Genomic DNA, 20,344 nt, shown 5'->3' on the forward strand with positions numbered 1-20,344 from the left:
GCCCGTCACCCATTTCTAATTGTTTCAGCGGTTATGCTAAATTCGGTGCCAATGCCTGTCTCACGAAATTCGGGAGGCAACTGTCGCAAAAAGGGCGAAATGATCAAACCACTGAATGAATTTTTGCAGGAAATCGACGCAGGCGACTGGGCTGTGATCAGTTCCGCCACCGATTACCCCGAAAATTGGGTGATCCCCGAGCATAGCCACGAAAAGCACCAGTTACTTTACGCCATCGAGGGCGTGATGGTGGTGCACTCGGCGCACAACCAGTGGACGGTGCCGTCCAATCGTGGCTTCTGGATGCCGTGCGGGCAGGTCCACTCGTTGCGCTGTGTGGGCCCGTTGAAAATGCGCAGTGTGTTTGTGCGCCCCGATGCGTTCCCGAACCTGCCGACCGAGACCAAGGCGGTGAGCGTTTCGCCGTTGCTGAGTGAGCTGATCAAGGCGTCGGTGAGTTTGAAGCCGCCGTATGCCGAGGATTCACGCGATGCGCGGATCATGCACCTGATCCTTGATGAACTGGCGATTCTGCCGGCGTTGCCGCTGTCGCTGCCACAACCGGGCGACCCGCGTATCAACCGGATTTGCCTGGCGCTGCAGCAGGATCCTGGGGATGCCTCGACGGTGGAGGATTGGAGTGGGCGGCTTGAGCTGGACCAGAAGACCATCCAGCGTCTGTTTCGCAAGGAAACCGGCTTGACCTTCGGCCAATGGCGCCAGCAGGCGCGGTTGCTGCTGGCGCTGGAGCGCATTGCGGTGGGGCAGAAGATTATCGATGTCGCCATCGAATTGGGTTACGAGAGCCCGAGCGCCTTTACCAGTATGTTCAAGAAGCAGTTTGGCAAGACGCCGAGTCAGTTTTTCAGGTAGGGCGGCTGGCCATCAACCCCGGCGCTGAGTGCCGCGCAGCCAGGCCTGCCAGCAACGCAGCCAGCCCCAGCGTGGCTGCGCTGAGTTCAAAGGTCGCCTGATATCCGCTGTGGTCGAACGCCAGGCCACCGACAGTGGCACCGGCAGTGATGGCCAATTGAATGATCGCCACCATCAATCCACCGCCGGCCTCGGCATCGTCCGGCAACACGTGCGCCAGCCAGGTCCACCAACCCACCGGCGCGGCGGTCGCCACGAAGCCCCAGCAGCCAAGCAGCACGGCGGTGGTGATCGGCGAGCCGCCGAAGGTCACCAGGGCCACGGCAATCCCCGCCATGATCAATGGAATGGCGATCAGCACAGGGTACAGGCGGTTTTTCAGCACGCGCTCTATCAGCACCGTGCCCGCCAGCCCGGCCAGGCCGAGCACCAACAGCATCAACGAGAGTGTGGCGGTACTGACCCGCGTGACACTTTCCAGAAACGGGCGCAGGTAAGTGAACAGCATGAACTGGCCCATGAAAAAGCCGCTGATGGCGAGCATGCCCTAGGCCACAGGTGCCTGTTTGAACAAGCGCAGCACGTTGCCAGTCCTGGCCTGGCCTTGCACCTTGATCGCGGGCAAGCTGAACAGCAGCCATAGGCCAGCCGCTACCGCCACCGGCACGACGCAGAAAAATGCGCCACGCCAACCGATCAGTGCGCCGAGAAAGCTGCCCAAGGGCGCGGCGATCACCGTTGCCAGTGCGTTGCCGCCATTCACGATCGCCAACGCGCGCGGTATTTGGGCCGTGGGCACCAGGCGCATGGCGGTCGCCGCCGACAGTGACCAGAAGCCGCCAATGGCCACGCCGATCAGCGCGCGACCGAGCATGAACGTCAGGTAGTTCGGCGCCAGCGCTATCACGGTTCCAGACAGGATCATTACGACGATCAATGCCAACAGCAGACGCTTGCGCTCAACCCGCGCAGCGACGGCGGCGATGACCAGGCTGGTAAACAGGGCGAACAGACCGGACACCGAGATGCCTTGGCCGGCCTGACCTTCGGAAATCTGCAGGTCTGTGGCCAACGGCGTCAGCAGGCTTACCGGCATGAACTCGGAGGCCACCAGTGCGAACGCCGCCAACGACATCGCGAACACTGCGGCCCAGCTATGCATCTGTGATTTATCGGACATTATTTCAACTGGCCTTTGAAGAAAGTGGCGAGTCTGTCGAAAGGGATCAGATCGACCCGGTCGTAAAGATCGACATGGCCTGCGCCGGGGATGATCACCAGTTCCTTGGGCTCGGCCGCCCGTTGGTAGGCGTCTTCACTGAACTCACGTGAGTGCGCGTCGGCGCCGGCGATCAATAACAGCGGGCGAGGGGAGAGCGCCTCGATATCGTTGAAGGGGTAGAAGTTCAGGAACTTCACATTACTGGTCAGGGTCGGCCGCGTGGTGGTTTGCGGCGAGGCGCCGACGGGTGTGAATTCGCCGCGCGCCGTGCGGTAGAAATCGTAGAACTCATCACCCACCGCATCGCCGGTAAGCGTGGCTGGCGTGCCGCCGGTGTAGACGGTCTCGCCGCCCTGGAATTCCACATAGCGCTGGTTGGCGGCCTGGCGCAGCAGTTGCTGACGTTGCGCCGGCGTTACACTATGTTTGAGGCCATTGCGGTTGGCCGCACCCATGTCGTACATGCTCACGGTTGCGATGGCCTTCAAGCGTGGGTCGATCTTCGCGGCGGCGATGGCGAAGCTGCCGCTGCCGCAAATACCGATCACACCGATGCGCTCGCGATCGACCTGCGGGCGGGTGCCGAGGAAATCCACGGCGGCGCTGAAGTCCTCGACGTAGAGGTCGGGCAGCACCGCATTGCGTGGTGAGCCTGCGCTGTCGCCCCAGAATGACAAGTCCAGAGACAAGGTGACGAAGCCTTGTTCAGCCATTTTGGTGGCGTAGAGGTCTGCGCTCTGCTCTTTGACGGCGCCCATCGGGTGCCCCACCACCAGGGCTGCGCTTTTTGCGCCGGGGGCGAGGTTTTTCGGCATGAACAAATGGCCCGCGACCGCCATGCCGTATTGGTTGTTGAAGGTGACGTTTTGCACCGTCACTTTGTCGCTTTTGTAGAAGTTGTCAGCACCGTTGGACATATCGGCTCCCAATAAAGAAAAAGACGTCAGCAGCACGCTCAGGGCGAGCAAAAGGCTTTTCATGGCGTGATCCCGGATGAGGTCGGTCCGCACATTTTCCCGGCATGGGCCGGCGTTCTGTAGTGCGTTCCAGTGGATTACTTGCCTGATCCTCTGAGTCTTGTGGGTTGTCGGCGACACTTGCCTGCGGTGCGCGGTACAGTTCGGTCACGCGTTAAAAGAGCCTTTTATGACGACTAATCAATTGCCCCTGGACACCTTGATCCAAGCGATCAACGCGCAGGTCGCGGCGCCCGGCGACTACCCCATGCCAGTCCCGGGCCTGGGCTTTTATCGGCGTGAGCAGCCGGCAGCGCCGGTGGTGTGCATGGTCGAGCCGTGTGTCGTGCTGGTGGTTCAGGGTGAAAAACAACTGTGGGTTGGCGGTGAAGGCTACCCCTATGACCCGACGCGGTTTTTGCTGACGTCTCTGGATATCCCGGCCAACTCCGAAGTGCTCGTCGCCAGCCCGACACGGCCCTGCCTGGGCCTGACCTTCAAACTGGACCTGCGCATCCTCGCCGAGCTGATCGCCCAGAGTGAGTTGCCGCCCACTCGGGAGCGGGCGGTGATGAAAGGGGTGGGAATCGGCACGGTCACCGAAGGCATGCTGGCGGCGTTCGCGCGCTTGGTCGCTTTGCTGGACGAGCCCGAGGCGATACCGGTACTCGCGCCGTTGATTCAGCGTGAAATCCACTACCGGCTGTTAAAGACCGACCAGGCCGGGCGCCTGCGCCGGATCTGCGCCGTTGACGGGCAGGGCTATCGGATCGCCAAGGCGATCGATTGGCTGAAGCTCAATTACACCGTGCCGTTGCGGGTGGAGGAGTTGGCCGCGCGGGTGCAGATGAGCGCAGCCACCTTTCACCATCACTTTCGCCACCTGACGGCGATGAGCCCTCTGCAGTATCAGAAATGGCTGCGTTTGAATGAGGCGCGGCGCTTGATGCTCAATGAACATCAAGACGTGTCCAGTGCGGCGTTCAAGGTGGGTTATGAAAGCCCCTCACAGTTCAGTCGCGAGTACAGCCGGCTGTTCGGTGTACCGCCCAAGCGCGACATGGCCGCCTTGCGCGGCAAGCTCACTGATCAACCGAGCTCAGGTTAGCGAAAAAAATACAGCCGATCAGCCGCGCAAACAGGCTCAGGGTTTCCGGCAGATTGGGGTCTTCAAACAGCATCGCTCGCGAATCCAGTGCGCACAACGCGCCGAACAGGCGGCCATCGGGCAGGAAGATCGGCGCACCGGCGTAGCTTTCGATGGCGAACTGCTTGACCACCGGGCGCGCGGCGAAGCGGCCGTTGTGGCTGATCTGCGGGATGAACAGGGTCTGCGGGTTGATGCAGAACTCACTGCACAACGTGGTTTCGAGGTCGAGCACGTCGTCGACGTGGATGCCCATGTCGGCCGTGTCATGCACCGAGCACACGACCCACTCAAGGTCGGTGAATTTGGCGATGCCGGCAAAGCGCATGCCGGTCAGTCGGGTGACCAGTTGCAGGATGCTGGTGGTGGCTTCTATTTCGGCGATGGCAGCGCGTTCGTCGGCGCTGAGTAGCGAATGTGCTGCGGTGACGCTTGGAACCATGTTCAGGCACTCCAAAGGCATGGCGGCAGGGGCCGCCACACCGGGTCAGTAGTCAGTTGATGCGTGGGTGCTGCTGCACCAGGTTCTGGCGCTTGGCTTCCAGTTCGGCAATCTGAGTGTCGATGTCTTCGATCTTCTGCTCGATATTGTCGTGGTGCTCTTGCAGTATTTCCTTGGCTTCTGCCATGTCCGAGGCCGCAGGCGCGGCGCCGCGCAGGGGCTTGTTGGCGGTCTCCTTCATGGTCAGGCCGGTGATCAGGCCGACCACGGCAAACACCATCAGGTAGTAGGCGGGCATGTACAGGTCGTTGGTGCTTTCCACCAGCCAGGCCACTGCGGTGGGGGTGACACCGGCGATCAGTACCGAGACGTTGAAGGCACTGGCCAGCGCGCTGTAGCGCAGGTGCGTGGGGAACATCGCCGGCAGGGTCGAGGCCATTACGCCAATGAAGAAGTTGAGGACCACCGCCAGGATCAACAGGCCGGCGAAGATCAGGCCGATCTTGCCGCTGGTGATCAGCATGAACGCCGGAATGGACAGGAACAGGAGGCCCACGCTGCCGGCGATGATGAAGGGCTTGCGGCCAATCTTGTCACTCACAAAACCAATGAACGGCTGCACAAACAGCATGCCGACCATGATCGCGATGATGATCAGCACACCGCTGTTTTCTTTGTAATGCAGGTTATGCGACAGGTAGCTGGGCATATAGGTGAGCAGCATGTAGTACGTCACGTTGGTGGCCGCGACGATACCGATGCAGGTCAGCAGGCTGCGCCAGTGCTGGGTGGCGACTTCCTTGAAGGAGACTTTGGGGCCGTGGGTCAGGCCTTGGCGGTCGCCTTGTTCGAGCTTGTCCATGTGCTGCTGGAAGGCCGGGGTTTCTTCCAGCGCGTGACGCAGGTAGAGGCCGATGATGCCCAGCGGCAGGGCCAGGAAGAACGGCAGGCGCCAGCCCCAGGCCTCGAAGTCGGCTTCACCGAGGATTGTCGAGATCAGCACCACGACGCCGGCACCGAGCACGAAGCCTGCGATGGAGCCGAAGTCCAGCCAGCTGCCGAGGAACCCGCGTTTACGGTCCGGCGCGTATTCGGCGACAAAGATCGACGCGCCGGTGTATTCACCGCCCACCGAGAAGCCCTGGGCCATTTTGCACAACAGCAGCAGGATCGGCGCCCAGATGCCTATCGAGGCGTAGCCGGGGATCAGGCCGATGGCGAAGGTGCTCAGGGACATGATCACAATGGTGGCGGCCAATACTTTCTGCCGCCCGTACTTGTCGCCCAGGGCACCGAAGAACAGGCCGCCCAGCGGGCGAATCAGGAAGGGTACGGAGAAGGTGCCCAAGGCAGCGATCATTTGTACGCTGGGCGAGGCGTCGGGGAAGAACACCTTGCCGAGCACGTAGGCGACGAACCCGTAGACACCAAAGTCGAACCACTCCATGGCATTACCCAGTGCGGCAGCGGTGATCGCCTTGCGCACCTTGGTATCGTCGACGATGGTGATGTCTTTCAAACCAATGGGTTTGACGCTTTTCTTACGTAATTTCATGCGGGTCACTCTAAAACTGAACAGGGGAGGTGCCATCGTTGCGATGGCACCGCTCTGTCACTTCAGATACAAGCCGACACCAAATAATTCACCGCTATTTGCGTTTTTTTGCTGATGGGTTGAACTTTATGGCTTCAAGAAGGAATTGTGCACATGCCTGACACCTCCTCACGGCTGATCTATCGCAAGCCAGAAGCCAACGATGTGCAGCGATTATTCGCAATCTTCGGTGACCCGCGGACAAACCTGTTCAACCCTGCCGGGCCGATGGCCAACCTGGAGCACGCCCGGCGCGTGCTCAACCACTGGCTGGAGCAATGGGCCACCCAGGGTTATGGCTGGCGGGCGATTGCCTGTAAGGCACAGCCCGCACACCTCATCGGTTTTGGCGGCATCGCGCCGCTTAATTACCTGACCGAGCGGCGCATCAACTTGGGTTATCGCTTCGCGGTGGAGGCGTGGGGGCAGGGCTACGCCACCGAGCTGGGTCGGGATGCGCTGGCGCTGGCCTTCCAGACACTGAATCTGCCGGAGGTTTTCGGCCTGGTGCGGCCTGATCACGCGGCTTCGATCCGTGTATTGGAAAAGCTCGGCATGCAGTCCTACGGCCTGCTCGACGATGTACCGGGCAAGGCGCCTAGCCGGGTGTTTAGCATTCGTCGTCCTACAACTGTTTTGCGCTGATTGTTTGCACGCCCGTGTAATACCTGAGTAAACGCCAATCTTTCAGATTGACACCGCCAAGGCGCCCGGCTATAAAAGTCGCAGTTGTACGACGACATATGACGTTACATATGTCCTATCTAACAAAAATAAAAAGTGATGCCATGAATTTGAATGAGCCCATCAACGCCCACCGCGTCGGCCAGGCCGTCGGCAACTATCGCTGGACCATCTGCGCGATGTTGTTCTTTGCCACCACCGTCAATTACCTCGACCGCCAGGTGCTCAGCCTCTTGGCGCCGCAACTGTCGACCCAATTTGGCTGGAGCAACACCGACTACGCCAACATCGCGGCGGTGTTCCAGTTCGTGTATGCGATTTCCATGCTGTTTGCCGGGCGGTTTGTCGACAAGATCGGCACCAAGGCGGCCTATGTGGTGGCCATCGCCATCTGGTCCACCGGCGCGATCATGCATGCGTTCTCGGTGCCGATGGGCGCGGGGATTGCCTCGCTCAGCGCCGCCATCGGCCTGGCGGTGATTCCGGTATCGATTGCCGGCTTTATGCTCTCCCGCGCGGTGCTGGCGATTGGCGAGGCGGGTAACTTCCCGATTGCGATCAAGGCCACTGCCGAATATTTCCCAAAGAAAGAACGCTCCCTGGCCACCGGCATCTTCAACTCCGGCGCCAACGTGGGGGCGATCCTGGCGCCGATCTGTGTGCCGCTGATTGCCGGCATGTGGGGCTGGGAAGCCGCGTTTATCGTGATCGGCATGCTCGGGTTTGTGTGGGTAGCGGTGTGGTCGATGCTCTATGAGAAACCGGAGCAGCAAAAGCGTTTGTCCGCCGAAGAACTGGCCTACATCCGCAGTGACCAGACCGTACAGCCTTTCGCGCCTGAGCCTGTAGGGGCGACGCCGAAAAAAGTCTCGTGGTTCAAGCTGCTGACCTACCGCCAGACCTGGGCCTTCGCCTTCGGCAAGTTCATGACGGACGGCGTGTGGTGGTTCTTTCTGTTCTGGCTGCCCACTTACCTGTCGGCGCAATACAACATGAAAGGCGCGGATATCGTGATGCCGTTGGCCGTGCTGTACAGCATGACCATGGTCGGCAGTATCGGCGGCGGCTGGTTCCCCAGCTACTTCATGGCGCGTGGCGATGCCCCGTATGACGGCCGCATGAAAGCCATGCTGGTGATCGCGCTGTTCCCACTGGTGGTGTTGCTGGCGCAACCGTTCGGTTACCTCGGGTTCTGGGTGCCGGTGTTGCTGATCGGCGTGGGCGCCTCGGCGCACCAGGCGTGGTCGTGCAACATTTTCACTACCGTGTCGGATATGTTCCCGCAAAAAACCGTGGCGTCGGTGGTCGGTATCGGCGGGATGGCGGGTGGCCTGGGCGGTGTGGTGATGACCAAGATCGGTGGCTGGGTGTTCGACTACTACAAGTCCATCAACGACATTCACACCGGCTACATGATCATGTTTGCGATCTGTGCCCTGGCGTACCTGGTGGCGTGGAGCGTGATGAAAGCGCTGGTGCCGCGCCATAAGGAAATCACGGATTTGTGAGTGACCACGGGTAATCGTTAGTTCCTGTGTGGGAGCGGGCTTGCTCGCGAATGCGGTGAATCAGTCAATCCATCGGGTGACTGTCACAACGCCTTCGCGGGCAAGCCCGCTCCCACATTTGCTGTAGCGGGTTACTGATTGCGCGTCACCCGCCAAACGGTGTTGGCCAGGTCATCGGCAATGATCAGCGCACCTTTGGGGTCCACCGTCACGCCCACCGGGCGGCCACGGGTCTTGCCGTCATCGCCGCGAAAGCCGGTGGCGAAATCAATCGGTTCGCCCGCCGGCTTGCCGTTGCTGAACGGCACAAAGATCACCTTGTAGCCCACCGGGTTGTCGCGGTTCCAGCTGCCGTGTTCGCCGACAAACACGCCGTCGGCAAATTGTTCACCCATGGCCGGGATCGAAAAATCCACGCCGAGCGCGGCAACGTGGGAGCCCAGGCTGTAATCCGGCTTGATCGCGGCTGCGACTTTCATCGGGTTCTGCGGTTGCGCGCGCGGGTCGACGTTCTGGCCCCAGTAGCTGTAGGGCCAGCCGTAAAAGGCGCCTTCGCGCACCGAGGTGAGGTAGTCCGGCACCAGGTCGGGGCCGAGTTCATCGCGTTCGTTGACCACCGTCCACAACTGCCCCGAGCCCGGCTGAATGGTCAGTGCGGTCGGGTTGCGCAGGCCGGTGGCGTAGGGCTTGTGTGCGCCGGTGGCCGCGTCGATCTGCCAGACCATGGCGCGGTCGATTTCCACTTCCATGCCGCGCTCGGTGATGTTGCTGTTGGAGCCGATGCCCACATAGAGCTGGCGCCCGTCTTCGCTGACGGCCAGGGATTTGGTCCAGTGATGGTTGATCTGCGCCGGCAGGTCGGTGATTTTGGCAGGCGGGCCGCTGGCTTTGGTTTGGCCGTCGGCATAGTCGAAGCGCACCAGGGCATCCTGGTTGGCCACGTACAGCTTGCCGTCGGCGAAAGCCAGGCCGTAGGGCGCGTTGAGGTTGTCGGCAAACACGGTTTTGAGTTCGTAGTTGCCGTCACCGTCGGCATCGCGCAGCAACGTGATGCGGTTACCGCTCTTGACCTTGGTGTTGCCCTGAGCCTTGATCACGCTGGCGATCACGTCCTTGGGCTTGAGCTTGGCCGCACTGCCGCCACGGCCTTCGGCAACGAGGATATCGCCGTTGGGCAGCACCAGGGTTTGTCGTGGGATGGCCAGATCGGTGGCGATAGCGGTGACGCTGTAGCCTTGCGGCACTGTGGGTTTTTGCTCGCCCCAGGGTGTCGGTTCGGCAATCTTCATGCTCGGCAGCAGGCTGCTCTGTTGCGCGGGCAGTTTGGGGTCGGGGCCGCGTGCCTGGGTCTTGTCGCCGGCGTCGCCACAGGCGCTCAGCAGCAGGGCTGCGCTCAGTAAGGTCAGCGTATGGAGTGGGTTCATTTGGCAGCTCCCGAGCGCAGGTTGGTCAGGCCGATCCACGTGGCAACGATCGCCAGGACCGTCACGATCACCGACAGCACCAGGCCCACAGGCATCATGGCGTAGGCGTCCTTGGCATGCTGAAATGCGTTGACCAGCCCGAGTACCCAGGTGATCAGCAACAGCAGGAAGTACACGGCGGGGCGTCCGGCTTTATGCTCGGCGCGCACCAGGTTGACCAGCGCGAACAACAATGCAAAGCCACAAAACACCAAGGCTCCGGCGATCAGCCAGGAGGCGAAGTTGGCCCATTGGATCTGATAGGTCTGGCCGTAGGCGATGTCACTGAGCAACGCGCCCAGAAACAACGGCACGGTGCCGGCCAACAGGGTCGAATGCAGCGGGCCAGGCCTGACGAGTGGGTAGGCGGGAAGGGTGGTCATGGGGTCGCGGCTCCTTGTTTTATCCAACGCCCCGGGGCGGGGCAGCGCATAGGGAAGGAGCCTGGAGCCTGGCGGATAGTTCAGCGTAATTCGTGTCGAAATATTATTTGAGGGTTTGACCGGGGCTTAACGGGTCCACACATAGCGCACCTCTTCCAGCGTCACGCCACCGCGCACCAGCGTGCGACGGCTGCCGGGTTCTTCAGTGCCGCCAAGGCGTGTATAGAAACGAACGGCTCTTTGGTTTGCGGCTAAAACCCATAAAGAAATGCGTTTATAACCCTGTTCAACCAAACGTTGGAAACCCGCCTGCCACAGTTGCGCGCCGATGCCCTGGCCCCAATAGTCCGCCAACACGTAGATAGCCATGACCTCTCCCGATGCGACCTCGGGCGTGTCCGTATCCCGGCAAAGGCCCAGCGACAGCCAACCGATAACGTTGCCATCCACTTCGGCGACTAAAGTGTTCGCGTCCTGGCTTTCAATCAAACGTGCCCAGTGTGCCTCCTTCTGCGGAAGTGTCGTCGTCAGCGAGGCTAGAAAATCCTCCGGCATCAGGTCCACATAAGCCTGTTGCCAACTGCGCACATGCACCTGAGCGATGTGCTTGGCGTCCTTGAGCAATGCATCACGAATCATAACCATCCCTTGTCGGTAATTTATCGAAACCAGGGTGCCCATTCACTGTTACAGAATAGGTTCTCAGTATGCAGAGCCTTGAAAACTGGCATGCTTCAGGGCCTGACAAAAGGAACCCTGTCCATGCCAACCCTGCACCTGCTGTGCGGCAAGATCGCCTCCGGCAAATCCACCCTGGCCAACACTTTGGCCGCTGAACACGCCGCCATCCTGTTGAGCGAAGACCATTGGCTCGCCACACTTTACCCCGGCGAAGTCCGCTCGATTGCCGATTACGTGAGCTGCGCCCAGCGTATTCGGGGTGTGCTTGGGCCGTTGGTGATCAACGTGCTGCAAGCGGGCATCAACGTGGTGTTGGACTTCCCGGCCAATACGCTGGCTAATCGCGAGTGGCTGCTGAGTTTGGCCCAGGCGGCGCAAGCGCCGCACTGCCTGCACTATGTGGAGCTGGATGACGCCACCTGCCGCAGCCGTTTGCATGCGCGCAATGCCCAGGGCGAGCATGATTTCGCCGCCACCGACGCCGAGTTTGACCTGATCACCCGCCATTTCTGTGTACCGAGTGAAGCCGAAGGCCTGGTGATCGAGGTGCATCACCCATGAGTACGGTGACCGGTGTGGATGCCCAGGGCTGTGTGCTGACGCTCGACAATGCCGCCTTCCAGCCTGAGTTTGAGTCGCTGCTGGCGGATGTCTGCGCCAGTCTCTCCCAGTCTGGGCTGGACGGCATTTATGTGTATGGCAGTGTCGCCAGGGGCGAAGCAAGCCCCGGCGAATCGGACCTGGACCTTAGCCTGATTCTGCTCGAGCCGCCGGATGCATCGGTATTGGCCCACCTGCAAGCGCTGCGCCAGAGCCTGGAGCAACGCCACCCGGAGGTCACCAAGATCGACTTCGATATCGGCCACCGCGCCGAAGTGCTGGCGCCTGAAAACGCAAATAAATGGGGTTTCTGGCTCAAGCATCATTGCCGTTGTGTGTGGGGCGAGGATCTTTCGCTGCGCTTTGAACGCTTCCAGCCTTCGCGCGAAATCGCCCTGGCGTTGAATGGTGATTTTGAATCCGCGCTGAGCGGCTATCTCAACCTCATCCATCAGGCCAATACTTCAACCGAACGCCTGCGGCTGCAGCGCGAAGCGGCGCGCAAGCTGATTCGAGTGACCAACATACTGCGCGCGCCCGACGCGCCCTGGCCGTACACCCTCGAAGAGCACGTTGCCTTGTTCGTACAGCACCACCCCGCGATGCGCATCCAGATCGCGTATTTCCTGTTCGAGGCGCGCAACCCAAGTGCCGAGGGCGAGCCCTTCAGCGTGCGACTGCAAACCTTTATCGCGTGGATGGTTTCACAGCAGATATAGACGGCAGGCATAGGCAGGTAATGTGGCACTCAGGCTCACTTTACCTACGCTGCGCACATCAGGATTTAAAGCGCCCCACCAGGCCATTCAGCTCCTGCGACAGGCTCGATAACCGCCCCGAATCATCCTGCGCAGCATTGGCCAGGCTCTCCACCAACCTTGCCTCGTCATAGATCTGCTGGATATGCCGGTTGATCTCTTCGGCCACGCTGTGTTGTTCCTCGGCGGCGGCGGAAATCTGCAGGTTCTGGTCGCGGATCTCGTTCACCGACAACTGGATGCCCTCGAAGCTGTCCCGCGCGTTTTCGATGGACGACACGCTGGCGCGGGACAGGTCCAGGCAACTGCTCATCTTCTGGGTGACTTCTTCGGTCTTGCTGCCGAGGGTGCCGAGCAGTTGCTCGATCTCGCCGGTGGAGTCGGAGGTGCGCTTGGCCAGTGCGCGCACTTCGTCGGCCACCACGGCAAAACCACGGCCCTGATCGCCGGCGCGGGCGGCTTCGATGGCGGCGTTGAGGGCCAGCAGGTTGGTCTGTTCGGCGATGGCGCGAATGGTGCCGAGGATCTGGTTGATGCTGCGGCTGCCGGCTTCCAGCTCGACCATGGCCTGGGAAGACTCGGTCAGGCGGCGGCCCAGGCGGTTGACGTTATCGGTGGTGACTTCGATCTGCTGTTTACCTTCGGCCACACGGCGATGGCCGTTCTCGGCCGACTCCGCTGCGCCGCTGCACGAGCGCGCCACCTCGTTGGCGGTGGCGACCATTTCGTTGAACGCGGTAGACACCAATTCCACTGCCTCACGCTGGCGCCCGGCGGCTTCGTTCATGTTGTGCGCCACTTCACTGTTGACCCGTGACGCGTCCTGAAGATTGGTGGAGGCCGCGCCAATATGCTGGATCAGCTGACGGATTGCGGCGAGGAATTTATTGAACCAGCCCGCCAGCTCGGCGGTTTCATCCTTGCCCTGTACTTGCAGCTCATGACGCAAATCGCCTTCACCCTGGGCGATGGACTGCAAGCCGGTGCTGACCTGGCCGATCGGTTTGACGATCACCTTGGAAAACGCCGCGGCGATCAGTCCGAAGATCAGCACCAGCACGGCCACAATTGCCGTGGTCAGGTAGGTCATGCGCGTCGCCGCCGCCATGACTTCGTTGTATTCGATCAGCCCCACATACCGCCAGCCCAGGCCCGGCGAGGTCCACACGTTGGCCATGTAGCGCACACCGTCGATGACCACCTCGGTTGAGCCCTGGGGCGTTTCGGCCAGGTGCGCATACGGCGCGCCCAGGTCCTTGAGCGGCTTGAAGTTGTGTGCGGCGTTGCGCGGGTCGACCAGCACCACGCCGTCCTCGATCAACATCACGTAGCCGCTTTCACCCAGCTTGATGCTCTTGAGCAATTCGGTGAGGTTCTTCAGCGACACGCTGACCACGAACACACCCTTGGCCTTGCCGCTGCTATCGAGCAGCGCACGTGCGGTGCCCACCAGCGCCACATCATCCTTGTCATAGTAGTAAGCGGGCGTGCGCACGGTCTTGTTGGGGCTGGCCATGGCGGCCTTGTACCAGGGGCGGGTGCGCGGGTCGTACTTGGCCAGTTGGGGGTCATCGGGCCATTTGGCGTAGGTGCCGTCTTCAAGGCCGATGGACAGAATCGCAGCGGAAGGGTGGGTGGCGCCGAAACGGGCAAACTGGTCGATTACCTGCTGCGCCTGGGCGGGCATTGGCTGGCTCGCGGCGTTTGCAGGTTGATAATCCTTTAGAGTGTTCACGGAAGTGTATACAGGATCAGCGGACATTTGATCGACGTTCTGCAAGGTGCCGTCGAAGAATTGCCGGATATTGCCATCGATCTGACGTATTTCGCGGGTGCTGCCATCAATAAACTGATCGACCGCTTGAGTCCGCGTGTTCATGACGGAGATGACCGCAACCAGGCTGACCGGAATAAAGGCGACAGAGACGAACGCGAGCACGAGCTTGTTTTTTATTTTCATCGAGACGACCATCGGGCGAAGAGGCGATTTGATATCACTGACTGTTTCGGCCTGAGGGTTATAAAGCTTTAGCTTTATTTTGTGTACAACAAAAAATGTTTTTGTCCTGAAAAGTTAACTTGCCCAAGTATGGCGGCTCGCCAGGTTGAAACTGTTGAGCCCCGTGGTGTTTTCACCGTTAAGATGCCTTCGATATTTCTCATTAGGGACGAGGCATGCCGCTGATCACGGAACGTGTAGCACTGGCCCGCAACGGCGCCAACGATAAGGTTATTTGCCGCATGGCCTCAGGCTGGGCGGTGATGGGCGATGTGCAGTTCTTGCCGGGCTATTGTTTGTTGTTGCCCGACCCGGTGGTTGCCAGCCTCAACGATCTGAACGCCGAGGCGCGTGCAACCTACCTGCTCGATATGGCGCGCCTTGGCGATGCCGTGCTGGCGGCTACCGGAGCTCTGCGCATGAACTACGAGATTCTGGGCAACTCGGAACCGGAGCTGCATTGCCATATTTTCCCGCGTTACGCCTCGGAGCCGGAGGGCAAACGCAAGATGCCGGTGTGGTTCTACGACTGGAAAACCGCGCCACCTTACGCTGAAGATCAACATGGTGAGTTGCGCAACACGATCGCGCAATTACTCAAATCCGCCATGGAAGCTGGATGATGCAAAGAAATAATCTGGTCCCGGAATTGATGGTGACCGACCTGAACCGCAGCCTTGAGTTCTGGGTCGGTTGTCTGGGGTTCACGGTGGCTTATCAACGCCTGGAAGACGGCTTCGCGTATCTTGACCTGGACGGCGCCCAGGTGATGCTTGAGCAAGTCGACCCACGCGCCAATCAATGGCTCACGGCGGCGTTGGAACGCCCGTTTGGGCGCGGCATGAACCTGCAGATTGATGTCGTGGCGGTGCTTCCAGTCATTCAACGGCTGGAGAGGGCGGCACACCCGCTGTTCAAGGCCAGCAAAGACGTGTGGTACCGGGCGGGCGAAGTCGAGGTCGGGCAGCGCGAGTTTCTGGTACAGGACCCGGATGGTTATCTGGTCAGGCTGGTGGAGCGTCTAGGCGAAAGGGCTCCTGCCCATGCGTGAACGTCAAGCCGCGCGGCTGCTGGTGATCAGCCCTGCGCGAAAAGTGCTGCTGTTTCGGTTCGTCCACAAGAAAGGAGCGCTGGCCGGCAGGAATTACTGGGCGACACCCGGCGGCGGCGTCGAAGCCGGGGAGAGCTTCCACACGGCGGCGATCCGTGAGCTGCGCGAAGAGACCGGCATTGTGGTCAGTGACGTGCAAGCGCCGGTAGCAGACCGCCGATTTGAGCTGATGCTGCCCAGTGGCGAAACAGTGTTGGCCATTGAACAGTACTTTGTTGTTCCGGCGAAAAACGAGCGCCTTTCGCGAGACGAATGGACGGCGCAGGAAGCCCAGGTCATGGCGGATCATCATTGGTGGTCGATTGAGGAGCTGCGATCGACGGCAGACACCGTATGGCCAGAAGGGCTTGTCGACATGCTCGCCCAGGCAGGCGTTTTTTAAAGCATGGCGAGGATATTGGCGGTGCCTGTGACCCTGGCGTAATCCATCGCCAGGTTGCTCAGCGACAGTGCATGCACATCCTCGGCAGGCCAGAGGCGGCCTGACAAATCGGTTTGATCAAAGGTGTAGCAGGCATTCGCCGCCACGGTGACCTCAAAACCCAGGTTGCCGCCGGAGCGCGCCGTAGACTCGACAGAGTTGTTGGTGATCACCCCAACGATCACCAATTGCCGGATCCCACGCCCATGCAGCCAGCGCTCCAGGCCGGAGGCGGCGAACGCATCCGGGACGTTTTTTTCCACCACGTGCTCATGCATGAGCGGCGCCAGTGCCGGCTGGAACTCACAGCCCGGTTGGCCCGGCCAAAACACCGAGCCCTGGCTGCGGGACATATGCCTTACATGCACCACGGGGCGATTGGATTGCCGCCAGGCACGCAGCAGGTGTTGTATCTGCGCCTCGGCGTCGGGGTTATTTCGGCGCCCCAGCTTGGGATCGTGCATGCCTTGCTGCATGTCGATGATCACCAATGCGGCGTTTGTGGCTAACGGTTCCATGGCACATCCTTTGGCTGGGTCAGGGGCGAAACATAGCAGCGATTGGGCGTGCTTAAACAGGGCTGTTGTTCGAAGCTCATTTGCATGATGCACATCGATCCAAAGTGGGACCTGGCTTGCCTGCGGTAGCGGTCTATCCGTGCATGCATCGGTGACTGATCCACCGCTATCGCAGGCAAGCCAGCTCCCACAGTCGCCGATGCGCCCATCGAGCGCTGTTGCCTTCAATCGCCATGTGAACCTTGCGCTACGGCTTTGTTAAACAATCAGGGCCGATTGAGTGCATTCACATAAGCGCTGAACATGGCGGCCATGCCATCGGCGTACACCTCGATCTCGGCAGCGGTGCGCGGGCTGGAGGAAAAGTCCTTGCCCACGCAACCCAGCGTGCTGCGGATCAGGTCGCACGCCAGTGCGCGGGTTGCGTCGGGCACCTCGGGCAGCAACTCGAGCATGAAGGTCTCGAAGGCCTGTCGGCCGGCTGCGCGCACTTGCACCGCCTGCGGCGCATCGCGGTACAGCGGCGCCGCGTCTTGCAGCGCACCACGCATCAGCGCCTCTTCGCATTCGGACTGGATAAATGCATGCACCAGGGTGCGCAGGCGGGTCAGCGGCGCTACGGCGGTTTTTTCGAGGATGTCGCGCAGCAGTTGGGTGGTCTGCTGCCACTCATCGCTCTGCAATCGAAACAGGATCGAGGCCTTGTTGGGGAAATATTGATACACCGAGCCGACACTCACGCCGGCTTTTTCCGCGACCCGCGCGGTGGTGAAACGCGTAGCGCCTTCCTTGGCCAAAACCTGAATAGCGGCTTCGAGAATCGCCGCCACCAGCTCGGTGGAACGTGCCTGTTGTGGCTGTTTGCGCGAGGCAATACGGGGCGTCTGGCGGGTGGTCATTTCGGGTTCCGAGCGCTGGGCGAACGCGAATAGCGAAGGCGATGAATCCCTCGCATACTTTTAATGCGACGAATTAGTCGCATCTTAGTCCCCATCCAACGGAAATCAATCATGACCACCCTGAGCACCCTGACCACCGCGCCTCTTGCCGCCTTGATCGAACGCCTCTACGCCCAAGCCAATGCGGCGACCAGCCCGATCATTGACACTGTGTCGCCGCAAGAACGCAACCGCCTGATGCACAGCAAAACCGAATACCTAAAGCTTTATACGATGCTCAAGGACCTGTGGCTGCCCGTCTCGCGTGACACCGGCAACCTGCTCTATATGCTGGCCCGCAGCAGCCGTGCAAAAGCCATTGTCGAGTTCGGCACCTCGTTTGGGTTGTCCTCCTTGCTCCTGGCTGCCGCACTGCGTGACAACGGCGGCGGCGTGTTGATCGGCAGCGAATTCGAACCGTCAAAGATCGCCCTGGCCCGTGAGCATTTCATTGAAGGCGGCGTCAGCGACCTGATCGAAGTGCGTGAAGGCGATGCCCTGGTTTCACTGGCGACAAACCTGCCGCCATCGGTCGACCTGCTGCTGCTTGATGGCGCCAAGTCGCTGTATGGCGACGTGTTGAACCTGGTGGAACAGCACCTGCGGCCGGGCGCGCTGGTGGTAGCTGACAACACCAACTACTGCCCTGAATACCTGGCGCACGTGCGCGAGCCTGGGAATGGCTACCTGTCGGTGCCGTTTGCCGATGACATCGAACTGTCGATCCGCCTCGGCTGAACGGGCACCGATCGGCAGCCCGTTCGCAAAACCCTGAGACTTCCCGGCGAAAATCTTCATAATGGCGGCCAATTTGTTTAGCTCGTTATTCTGGTGTGCCCGCATGGAAATTAAGGTCAACTTTCTCGATAACCTTCGGCTTGAAGCCAAGTTCGATGACTTCACGGTGATTGCCGACCAGCCGATTCGCTACAAAGGCGACGGTTCGGCTCCGGGTCCGTTCGATTACTTCCTGGCTTCGTCGGCGTTGTGCGCGGCGTACTTTGTGAAGCTGTACTGCGCAACACGCAATATTCCAACCGAGAATATTCGCCTGTCGCAGAACAACATCGTTGACCCGGAAAACCGCTACAACCAGATCTTCAAGATCCAGGTCGAGTTGCCGGCGGACATTTCCGACAAGGACCGCCAGGGCATCCTGCGTTCCATCGACCGTTGCACGGTAAAGAAAGTGGTGCAGGCCGGGCCGGAATTTGTCATCGAAGAAGTGGAAAACCTCGACGCAGATGCCCAGGCGTTGTTGATGCCCCATTCCACCTCCGAGGCAGGCACCTACATCGCCGGCAAGGACCTGCCGCTGGAGCAGACCATCGCCAACATGTCCGGCATTCTCGCCGGCCTGGGCATGAAGATTGAAATCGCCTCGTGGCGCAATATCGTGCCCAACGTGTGGTCGCTGCATATCCGCGATGCGCACTCGCCGATGTGTTTCACCAACGGCAAGGGCGCGACCAAGGAAGGCGCACTGGCGTCGGCGTTGGGCGAGTTTATCGAGCGACTGAACTGCAACTTCTTCTACAACGACCAGTTCTGGGGTGAGGAGCTGGCCAACGCGCCGTTCGTGCATTACCCGGACGAGCGCTGGTTCCAGCCTGGGCCCAAGGATGAGCTGCCGAGTGAAATCCTCGATGCCTATTGCCTGAAGGTCTACAACCGTGAGGGCGAGCTGCGTGGCTCGCACTTGTTCGACACCAACTCGGGCAATGAACAACGCGGGATCGTTTCACTGCCGTTCGTGCGCCAGTCCGACGGCGAGGTGGTGTATTTCCCGTCCAACCTGATCGAAAACCTTTACCTCAGCAACGGCATGAGCGCGGGCAACACCTTGGCTGAAGCCCAAGTGCAGTGCCTGTCGGAGATTTTCGAGCGTGCGGTGAAACGCGAGATCATCGAAGGCGAGTTCGCCTTGCCGGATGTGCCCGCAGAGGTGCTGGCCAAATACCCCGGCATTGTCGCGGGGATCGAAGGCCTTGAGGCCCAGGGTTTCCCGGTACTGGTCAAGGACGCGTCCCTGGGCGGCGAGTTCCCGGTGATGTGCGTCACCCTGATGAACCCGCGCACCGGCGGCGTATTCGCCTCGTTCGGCGCGCACCCGAGCATGGAAGTGGCGCTGGAACGCAGCCTCACCGAACTTCTGCAGGGCCGCAGTTTTGAGGGCTTGAATGACCTGCCGCAGCCAACCTTTGAAGGCCAGGCGGTGACCGAGCCAAACAACTTTGTCGAGCACTTTATTGATTCGAGCGGCGTGGTGTCGTGGCGTTTCTTCAGTGCGCAGTCGGACTATGAGTTTGTCGAGTGGGACTTCTCGGGCGAAGGTGAAAACTCCAACGCCGAAGAAGCCGCTACCCTGTTCGGTATTCTCGAAGGCATGGGTAAAGAGTCCTACATGGCGGTGTACGAACACCTCGGCGCTACAGCTTGCCGGATCCTGGTGCCGGACTACTCGGAAATTTACCCGGTGGACGACTTGATTTGGGACAACACCAACAAGGCGTTGTTTTTCCGTGCCGATATCCTCAACCTGCACAGCCTTGACGAGGAGGCGCTGCAGGCGTTGGTCGAGCGTCTGATCGAAAGCGAGCTGGACGATTACACCGACATCACCACCTTGATCGGCATTGAGTTCGACGACAACACGGCCTGGGGCCAGTTGACCATCCTGGAGTTGAAACTGCTAATCTTCCTGGCCTTGCAGCAATATGAGGAGGCCAAGGAGTGCGTGGAGATGTTCCTGCAATACAACGACAACACCGCTGAACGCGGCCTGTTCTACCAGGCGATGAATGCGGTGTTGGAGATGCAACTGGACGACGACCTGGAGCTTGCCGATTACGAGGCCAACTTCCGCCGCATGTTCGGTAACGAGCGGATGGATGCGGTGATTGGTTCGGTGGACGGCAGTGTGCGGTTTTATGGCTTGACCCCGACCAGCATGAAGCTGGAAGGGCTGGATCGGCATTTGCGCTTGATCGAGAGCTATAAGAAGCTGCACTCGGCACGGGCCAACGTCACCTCGGCCTGACTGATC

20 protein-coding genes and 2 pseudogenes are annotated in these 20,344 nt (G+C 60.3%); 11 read left to right on the forward strand and 11 right to left on the reverse strand.

Annotated features, from left to right (window positions below):
• Window positions 1–51 precede the first annotated feature (51 nt).
• Complete coding sequence (locus tag AOA59_RS21415) at window positions 52–873, forward strand: helix-turn-helix domain-containing protein (protein ID WP_065931628.1); 822 nt, start codon at window positions 52–54, stop codon at window positions 871–873.
• Here the strand turns inward: AOA59_RS21415 and AOA59_RS21420 are convergent.
• Together AOA59_RS21420 and AOA59_RS21425 are read right to left on the reverse strand one after the other, a co-directional pair.
• Window positions 866–2,053: pseudogene (locus tag AOA59_RS21420) on the reverse strand (MFS transporter). The gene AOA59_RS21415 and the pseudogene AOA59_RS21420 sit on opposite strands and share 8 nt — an antisense overlap.
• Window positions 2,053–3,075: an alpha/beta hydrolase gene (locus AOA59_RS21425; protein WP_099488973.1), complete on the reverse strand. Its 1,023-nt coding sequence runs from the start codon at window positions 3,073–3,075 to the stop codon at window positions 2,053–2,055. Before AOA59_RS21425 ends, AOA59_RS21420 begins: the two are co-directional and overlap by 1 nt.
• 166 nt (window positions 3,076–3,241) lie before the next feature.
• On the opposite strand from AOA59_RS21425, the gene AOA59_RS21430 reads away from it, so the two are divergent.
• A complete protein-coding gene (locus tag AOA59_RS21430; protein ID WP_099488974.1) occupies window positions 3,242–4,159 on the forward strand; it encodes an AraC family transcriptional regulator in 918 nt (305 codons plus the stop codon).
• On the opposite strand, the gene AOA59_RS21435 is transcribed toward AOA59_RS21430, so the two are convergent.
• Window positions 4,134–4,640, reverse strand: a complete 507-nt coding sequence (locus AOA59_RS21435; RefSeq protein ID WP_017138954.1) for a GAF domain-containing protein — start codon at window positions 4,638–4,640, stop codon at window positions 4,134–4,136. The two genes, AOA59_RS21430 and AOA59_RS21435, sit on opposite strands and share 26 nt — an antisense overlap.
• Before the next feature lie 52 nt (window positions 4,641–4,692).
• Window positions 4,693–6,195 (reverse strand): glycine betaine/L-proline transporter ProP, encoded by a 1,503-nt coding sequence (gene proP / locus AOA59_RS21440; RefSeq protein WP_065931602.1) that lies wholly within the window; start codon window positions 6,193–6,195, stop codon window positions 4,693–4,695.
• Between the two features lie 153 nt (window positions 6,196–6,348).
• On the opposite strand from proP, the gene AOA59_RS21445 reads away from it, so the two are divergent.
• The gene (locus AOA59_RS21445; RefSeq protein WP_099488975.1) at window positions 6,349–6,879 is read left to right on the forward strand and encodes a GNAT family N-acetyltransferase; all 531 of its coding nucleotides are present in this window, start codon (window positions 6,349–6,351) and stop codon (window positions 6,877–6,879) included.
• Window positions 6,880–7,022: 143 nt separating this feature from the next.
• Window positions 7,023–8,426 carry an MFS transporter gene (locus AOA59_RS21450; protein ID WP_065931600.1) on the forward strand — a complete coding sequence of 468 codons (1,404 nt, stop codon included), beginning with the start codon at window positions 7,023–7,025 and terminating at the stop codon, window positions 8,424–8,426.
• A gap of 131 nt (window positions 8,427–8,557) precedes the next feature.
• Here AOA59_RS21450 and AOA59_RS21455 read toward each other — a convergent pair whose 3' ends face one another.
• The 3 genes from AOA59_RS21455 to AOA59_RS21465 all read right to left on the reverse strand — a co-directional run bounded on the left by AOA59_RS21455 (window position 8,558) and on the right by AOA59_RS21465 (window position 10,911).
• The gene (locus tag AOA59_RS21455; RefSeq protein WP_065931599.1) at window positions 8,558–9,850 is read right to left on the reverse strand and encodes a sorbosone dehydrogenase family protein; all 1,293 of its coding nucleotides are present in this window, start codon (window positions 9,848–9,850) and stop codon (window positions 8,558–8,560) included.
• Window positions 9,847–10,272, reverse strand: a complete 426-nt coding sequence (locus AOA59_RS21460) for a DUF2231 domain-containing protein (protein ID WP_099488976.1) — start codon at window positions 10,270–10,272, stop codon at window positions 9,847–9,849. The genes AOA59_RS21455 and AOA59_RS21460 overlap by 4 nt, the downstream gene beginning before the upstream one ends.
• Before the next feature lie 126 nt (window positions 10,273–10,398).
• Window positions 10,399–10,911: a GNAT family N-acetyltransferase gene (locus AOA59_RS21465; protein ID WP_099488977.1), complete on the reverse strand. Its 513-nt coding sequence runs from the start codon at window positions 10,909–10,911 to the stop codon at window positions 10,399–10,401.
• 123 nt (window positions 10,912–11,034) lie between these two features.
• Here AOA59_RS21465 and AOA59_RS21470 point away from each other — a divergent pair, with 123 nt between their 5' ends.
• Window positions 11,035–11,514, forward strand: a complete 480-nt coding sequence (locus AOA59_RS21470) for an ATP-binding protein (protein WP_099488978.1) — start codon at window positions 11,035–11,037, stop codon at window positions 11,512–11,514.
• Window positions 11,511–12,272, forward strand: coding sequence for a nucleotidyltransferase domain-containing protein (locus tag AOA59_RS21475; RefSeq protein WP_099488979.1), 762 nt, complete (start codon window positions 11,511–11,513; stop codon window positions 12,270–12,272). The genes AOA59_RS21470 and AOA59_RS21475 overlap by 4 nt, the downstream gene beginning before the upstream one ends.
• A gap of 58 nt (window positions 12,273–12,330) precedes the next feature.
• Here AOA59_RS21475 and AOA59_RS33560 read toward each other — a convergent pair whose 3' ends face one another.
• Both AOA59_RS33560 and AOA59_RS33565 read right to left on the reverse strand, forming a co-directional pair.
• On the reverse strand, window positions 12,331–13,098 hold the full coding sequence (locus tag AOA59_RS33560; RefSeq protein WP_371919082.1) for a methyl-accepting chemotaxis protein: 768 nt from the start codon (window positions 13,096–13,098) through the stop codon (window positions 12,331–12,333).
• An 87-nt stretch (window positions 13,099–13,185) separates the two neighbouring features.
• Window positions 13,186–14,283: pseudogene (locus AOA59_RS33565) on the reverse strand (cache domain-containing protein); the annotation flags it as partial.
• Between the two features lie 203 nt (window positions 14,284–14,486).
• Between AOA59_RS33565 and AOA59_RS21485 the strand changes: the two are divergent.
• From AOA59_RS21485 to AOA59_RS21495, 3 genes are read left to right on the forward strand one after another with little or no spacing between them, the layout of a single operon-like run.
• The gene (locus tag AOA59_RS21485) at window positions 14,487–14,933 is read left to right on the forward strand and encodes an HIT family protein (protein WP_099488980.1); all 447 of its coding nucleotides are present in this window, start codon (window positions 14,487–14,489) and stop codon (window positions 14,931–14,933) included.
• The gene (locus AOA59_RS21490; protein WP_099488981.1) at window positions 14,930–15,361 is read left to right on the forward strand and encodes a VOC family protein; all 432 of its coding nucleotides are present in this window, start codon (window positions 14,930–14,932) and stop codon (window positions 15,359–15,361) included. Before AOA59_RS21485 ends, AOA59_RS21490 begins: the two co-directional genes overlap by 4 nt.
• Entirely contained in the window at window positions 15,354–15,803 is a 450-nt protein-coding gene (locus AOA59_RS21495; RefSeq protein WP_099488982.1) for an NUDIX hydrolase, read from the forward strand. The genes AOA59_RS21490 and AOA59_RS21495 overlap by 8 nt, the downstream gene beginning before the upstream one ends.
• On the opposite strand, the gene AOA59_RS21500 is transcribed toward AOA59_RS21495, so the two are convergent.
• Both AOA59_RS21500 and AOA59_RS21505 read right to left on the reverse strand, forming a co-directional pair.
• Window positions 15,800–16,360, reverse strand: coding sequence for a cysteine hydrolase family protein (locus AOA59_RS21500; RefSeq protein WP_099488983.1), 561 nt, complete (start codon window positions 16,358–16,360; stop codon window positions 15,800–15,802). The genes AOA59_RS21495 and AOA59_RS21500 overlap by 4 nt on opposite strands.
• A 266-nt stretch (window positions 16,361–16,626) precedes the next feature.
• Window positions 16,627–17,259, reverse strand: a complete 633-nt coding sequence (locus tag AOA59_RS21505) for a TetR family transcriptional regulator (protein WP_099488984.1) — start codon at window positions 17,257–17,259, stop codon at window positions 16,627–16,629.
• Between the two features lie 120 nt (window positions 17,260–17,379).
• On the opposite strand from AOA59_RS21505, the gene AOA59_RS21510 reads away from it, so the two are divergent.
• Together AOA59_RS21510 and AOA59_RS21515 are read left to right on the forward strand one after the other, a co-directional pair.
• The gene (locus AOA59_RS21510) at window positions 17,380–18,036 is read left to right on the forward strand and encodes an O-methyltransferase (protein WP_099489095.1); all 657 of its coding nucleotides are present in this window, start codon (window positions 17,380–17,382) and stop codon (window positions 18,034–18,036) included.
• Between the two features lie 103 nt (window positions 18,037–18,139).
• Window positions 18,140–20,338: an OsmC domain/YcaO domain-containing protein gene (locus AOA59_RS21515; RefSeq protein WP_099488985.1), complete on the forward strand. Its 2,199-nt coding sequence runs from the start codon at window positions 18,140–18,142 to the stop codon at window positions 20,336–20,338.
• Window positions 20,339–20,344: the final 6 nt, after the last annotated feature.

The organism is Pseudomonas sp. 2822-15, assembly GCF_002742515.1.
Classification (GTDB): Bacteria; Pseudomonadota; Gammaproteobacteria; order Pseudomonadales; family Pseudomonadaceae; genus Aquipseudomonas; species Aquipseudomonas salomonii.

Coding starts and splice junctions, on each gene's coding strand:
- AOA59_RS21475 (WP_099488979.1), top strand. CDS start 11,511: ATGAGTACGGTGACCGGTGTGGATGCCCAGGGCTGTGTGCTGACGCTC.
- AOA59_RS21505 (WP_099488984.1), bottom strand. CDS start 17,259: ATGACCACCCGCCAGACGCCCCGTATTGCCTCGCGCAAACAGCCACAA.
- AOA59_RS33560 (WP_371919082.1), bottom strand. CDS start 13,098: ATGAACGAAGCCGCCGGGCGCCAGCGTGAGGCAGTGGAATTGGTGTCT.
- AOA59_RS21485 (WP_099488980.1), top strand. CDS start 14,487: ATGCCGCTGATCACGGAACGTGTAGCACTGGCCCGCAACGGCGCCAAC.
- AOA59_RS21515 (WP_099488985.1), top strand. CDS start 18,140: ATGGAAATTAAGGTCAACTTTCTCGATAACCTTCGGCTTGAAGCCAAG.
- proP (WP_065931602.1), bottom strand. CDS start 6,195: ATGAAATTACGTAAGAAAAGCGTCAAACCCATTGGTTTGAAAGACATC.
- AOA59_RS21455 (WP_065931599.1), bottom strand. CDS start 9,850: ATGAACCCACTCCATACGCTGACCTTACTGAGCGCAGCCCTGCTGCTG.
- AOA59_RS21500 (WP_099488983.1), bottom strand. CDS start 16,360: ATGGAACCGTTAGCCACAAACGCCGCATTGGTGATCATCGACATGCAG.
- AOA59_RS21430 (WP_099488974.1), top strand. CDS start 3,242: ATGACGACTAATCAATTGCCCCTGGACACCTTGATCCAAGCGATCAAC.
- AOA59_RS21470 (WP_099488978.1), top strand. CDS start 11,035: ATGCCAACCCTGCACCTGCTGTGCGGCAAGATCGCCTCCGGCAAATCC.
- AOA59_RS21450 (WP_065931600.1), top strand. CDS start 7,023: ATGAATTTGAATGAGCCCATCAACGCCCACCGCGTCGGCCAGGCCGTC.
- AOA59_RS21460 (WP_099488976.1), bottom strand. CDS start 10,272: ATGACCACCCTTCCCGCCTACCCACTCGTCAGGCCTGGCCCGCTGCAT.
- AOA59_RS21490 (WP_099488981.1), top strand. CDS start 14,930: ATGATGCAAAGAAATAATCTGGTCCCGGAATTGATGGTGACCGACCTG.
- AOA59_RS21435 (WP_017138954.1), bottom strand. CDS start 4,640: ATGGTTCCAAGCGTCACCGCAGCACATTCGCTACTCAGCGCCGACGAA.
- AOA59_RS21465 (WP_099488977.1), bottom strand. CDS start 10,911: ATGATTCGTGATGCATTGCTCAAGGACGCCAAGCACATCGCTCAGGTG.
- AOA59_RS21495 (WP_099488982.1), top strand. CDS start 15,354: ATGCGTGAACGTCAAGCCGCGCGGCTGCTGGTGATCAGCCCTGCGCGA.
- AOA59_RS21415 (WP_065931628.1), top strand. CDS start 52: ATGCCTGTCTCACGAAATTCGGGAGGCAACTGTCGCAAAAAGGGCGAA.
- AOA59_RS21425 (WP_099488973.1), bottom strand. CDS start 3,075: ATGAAAAGCCTTTTGCTCGCCCTGAGCGTGCTGCTGACGTCTTTTTCT.
- AOA59_RS21445 (WP_099488975.1), top strand. CDS start 6,349: ATGCCTGACACCTCCTCACGGCTGATCTATCGCAAGCCAGAAGCCAAC.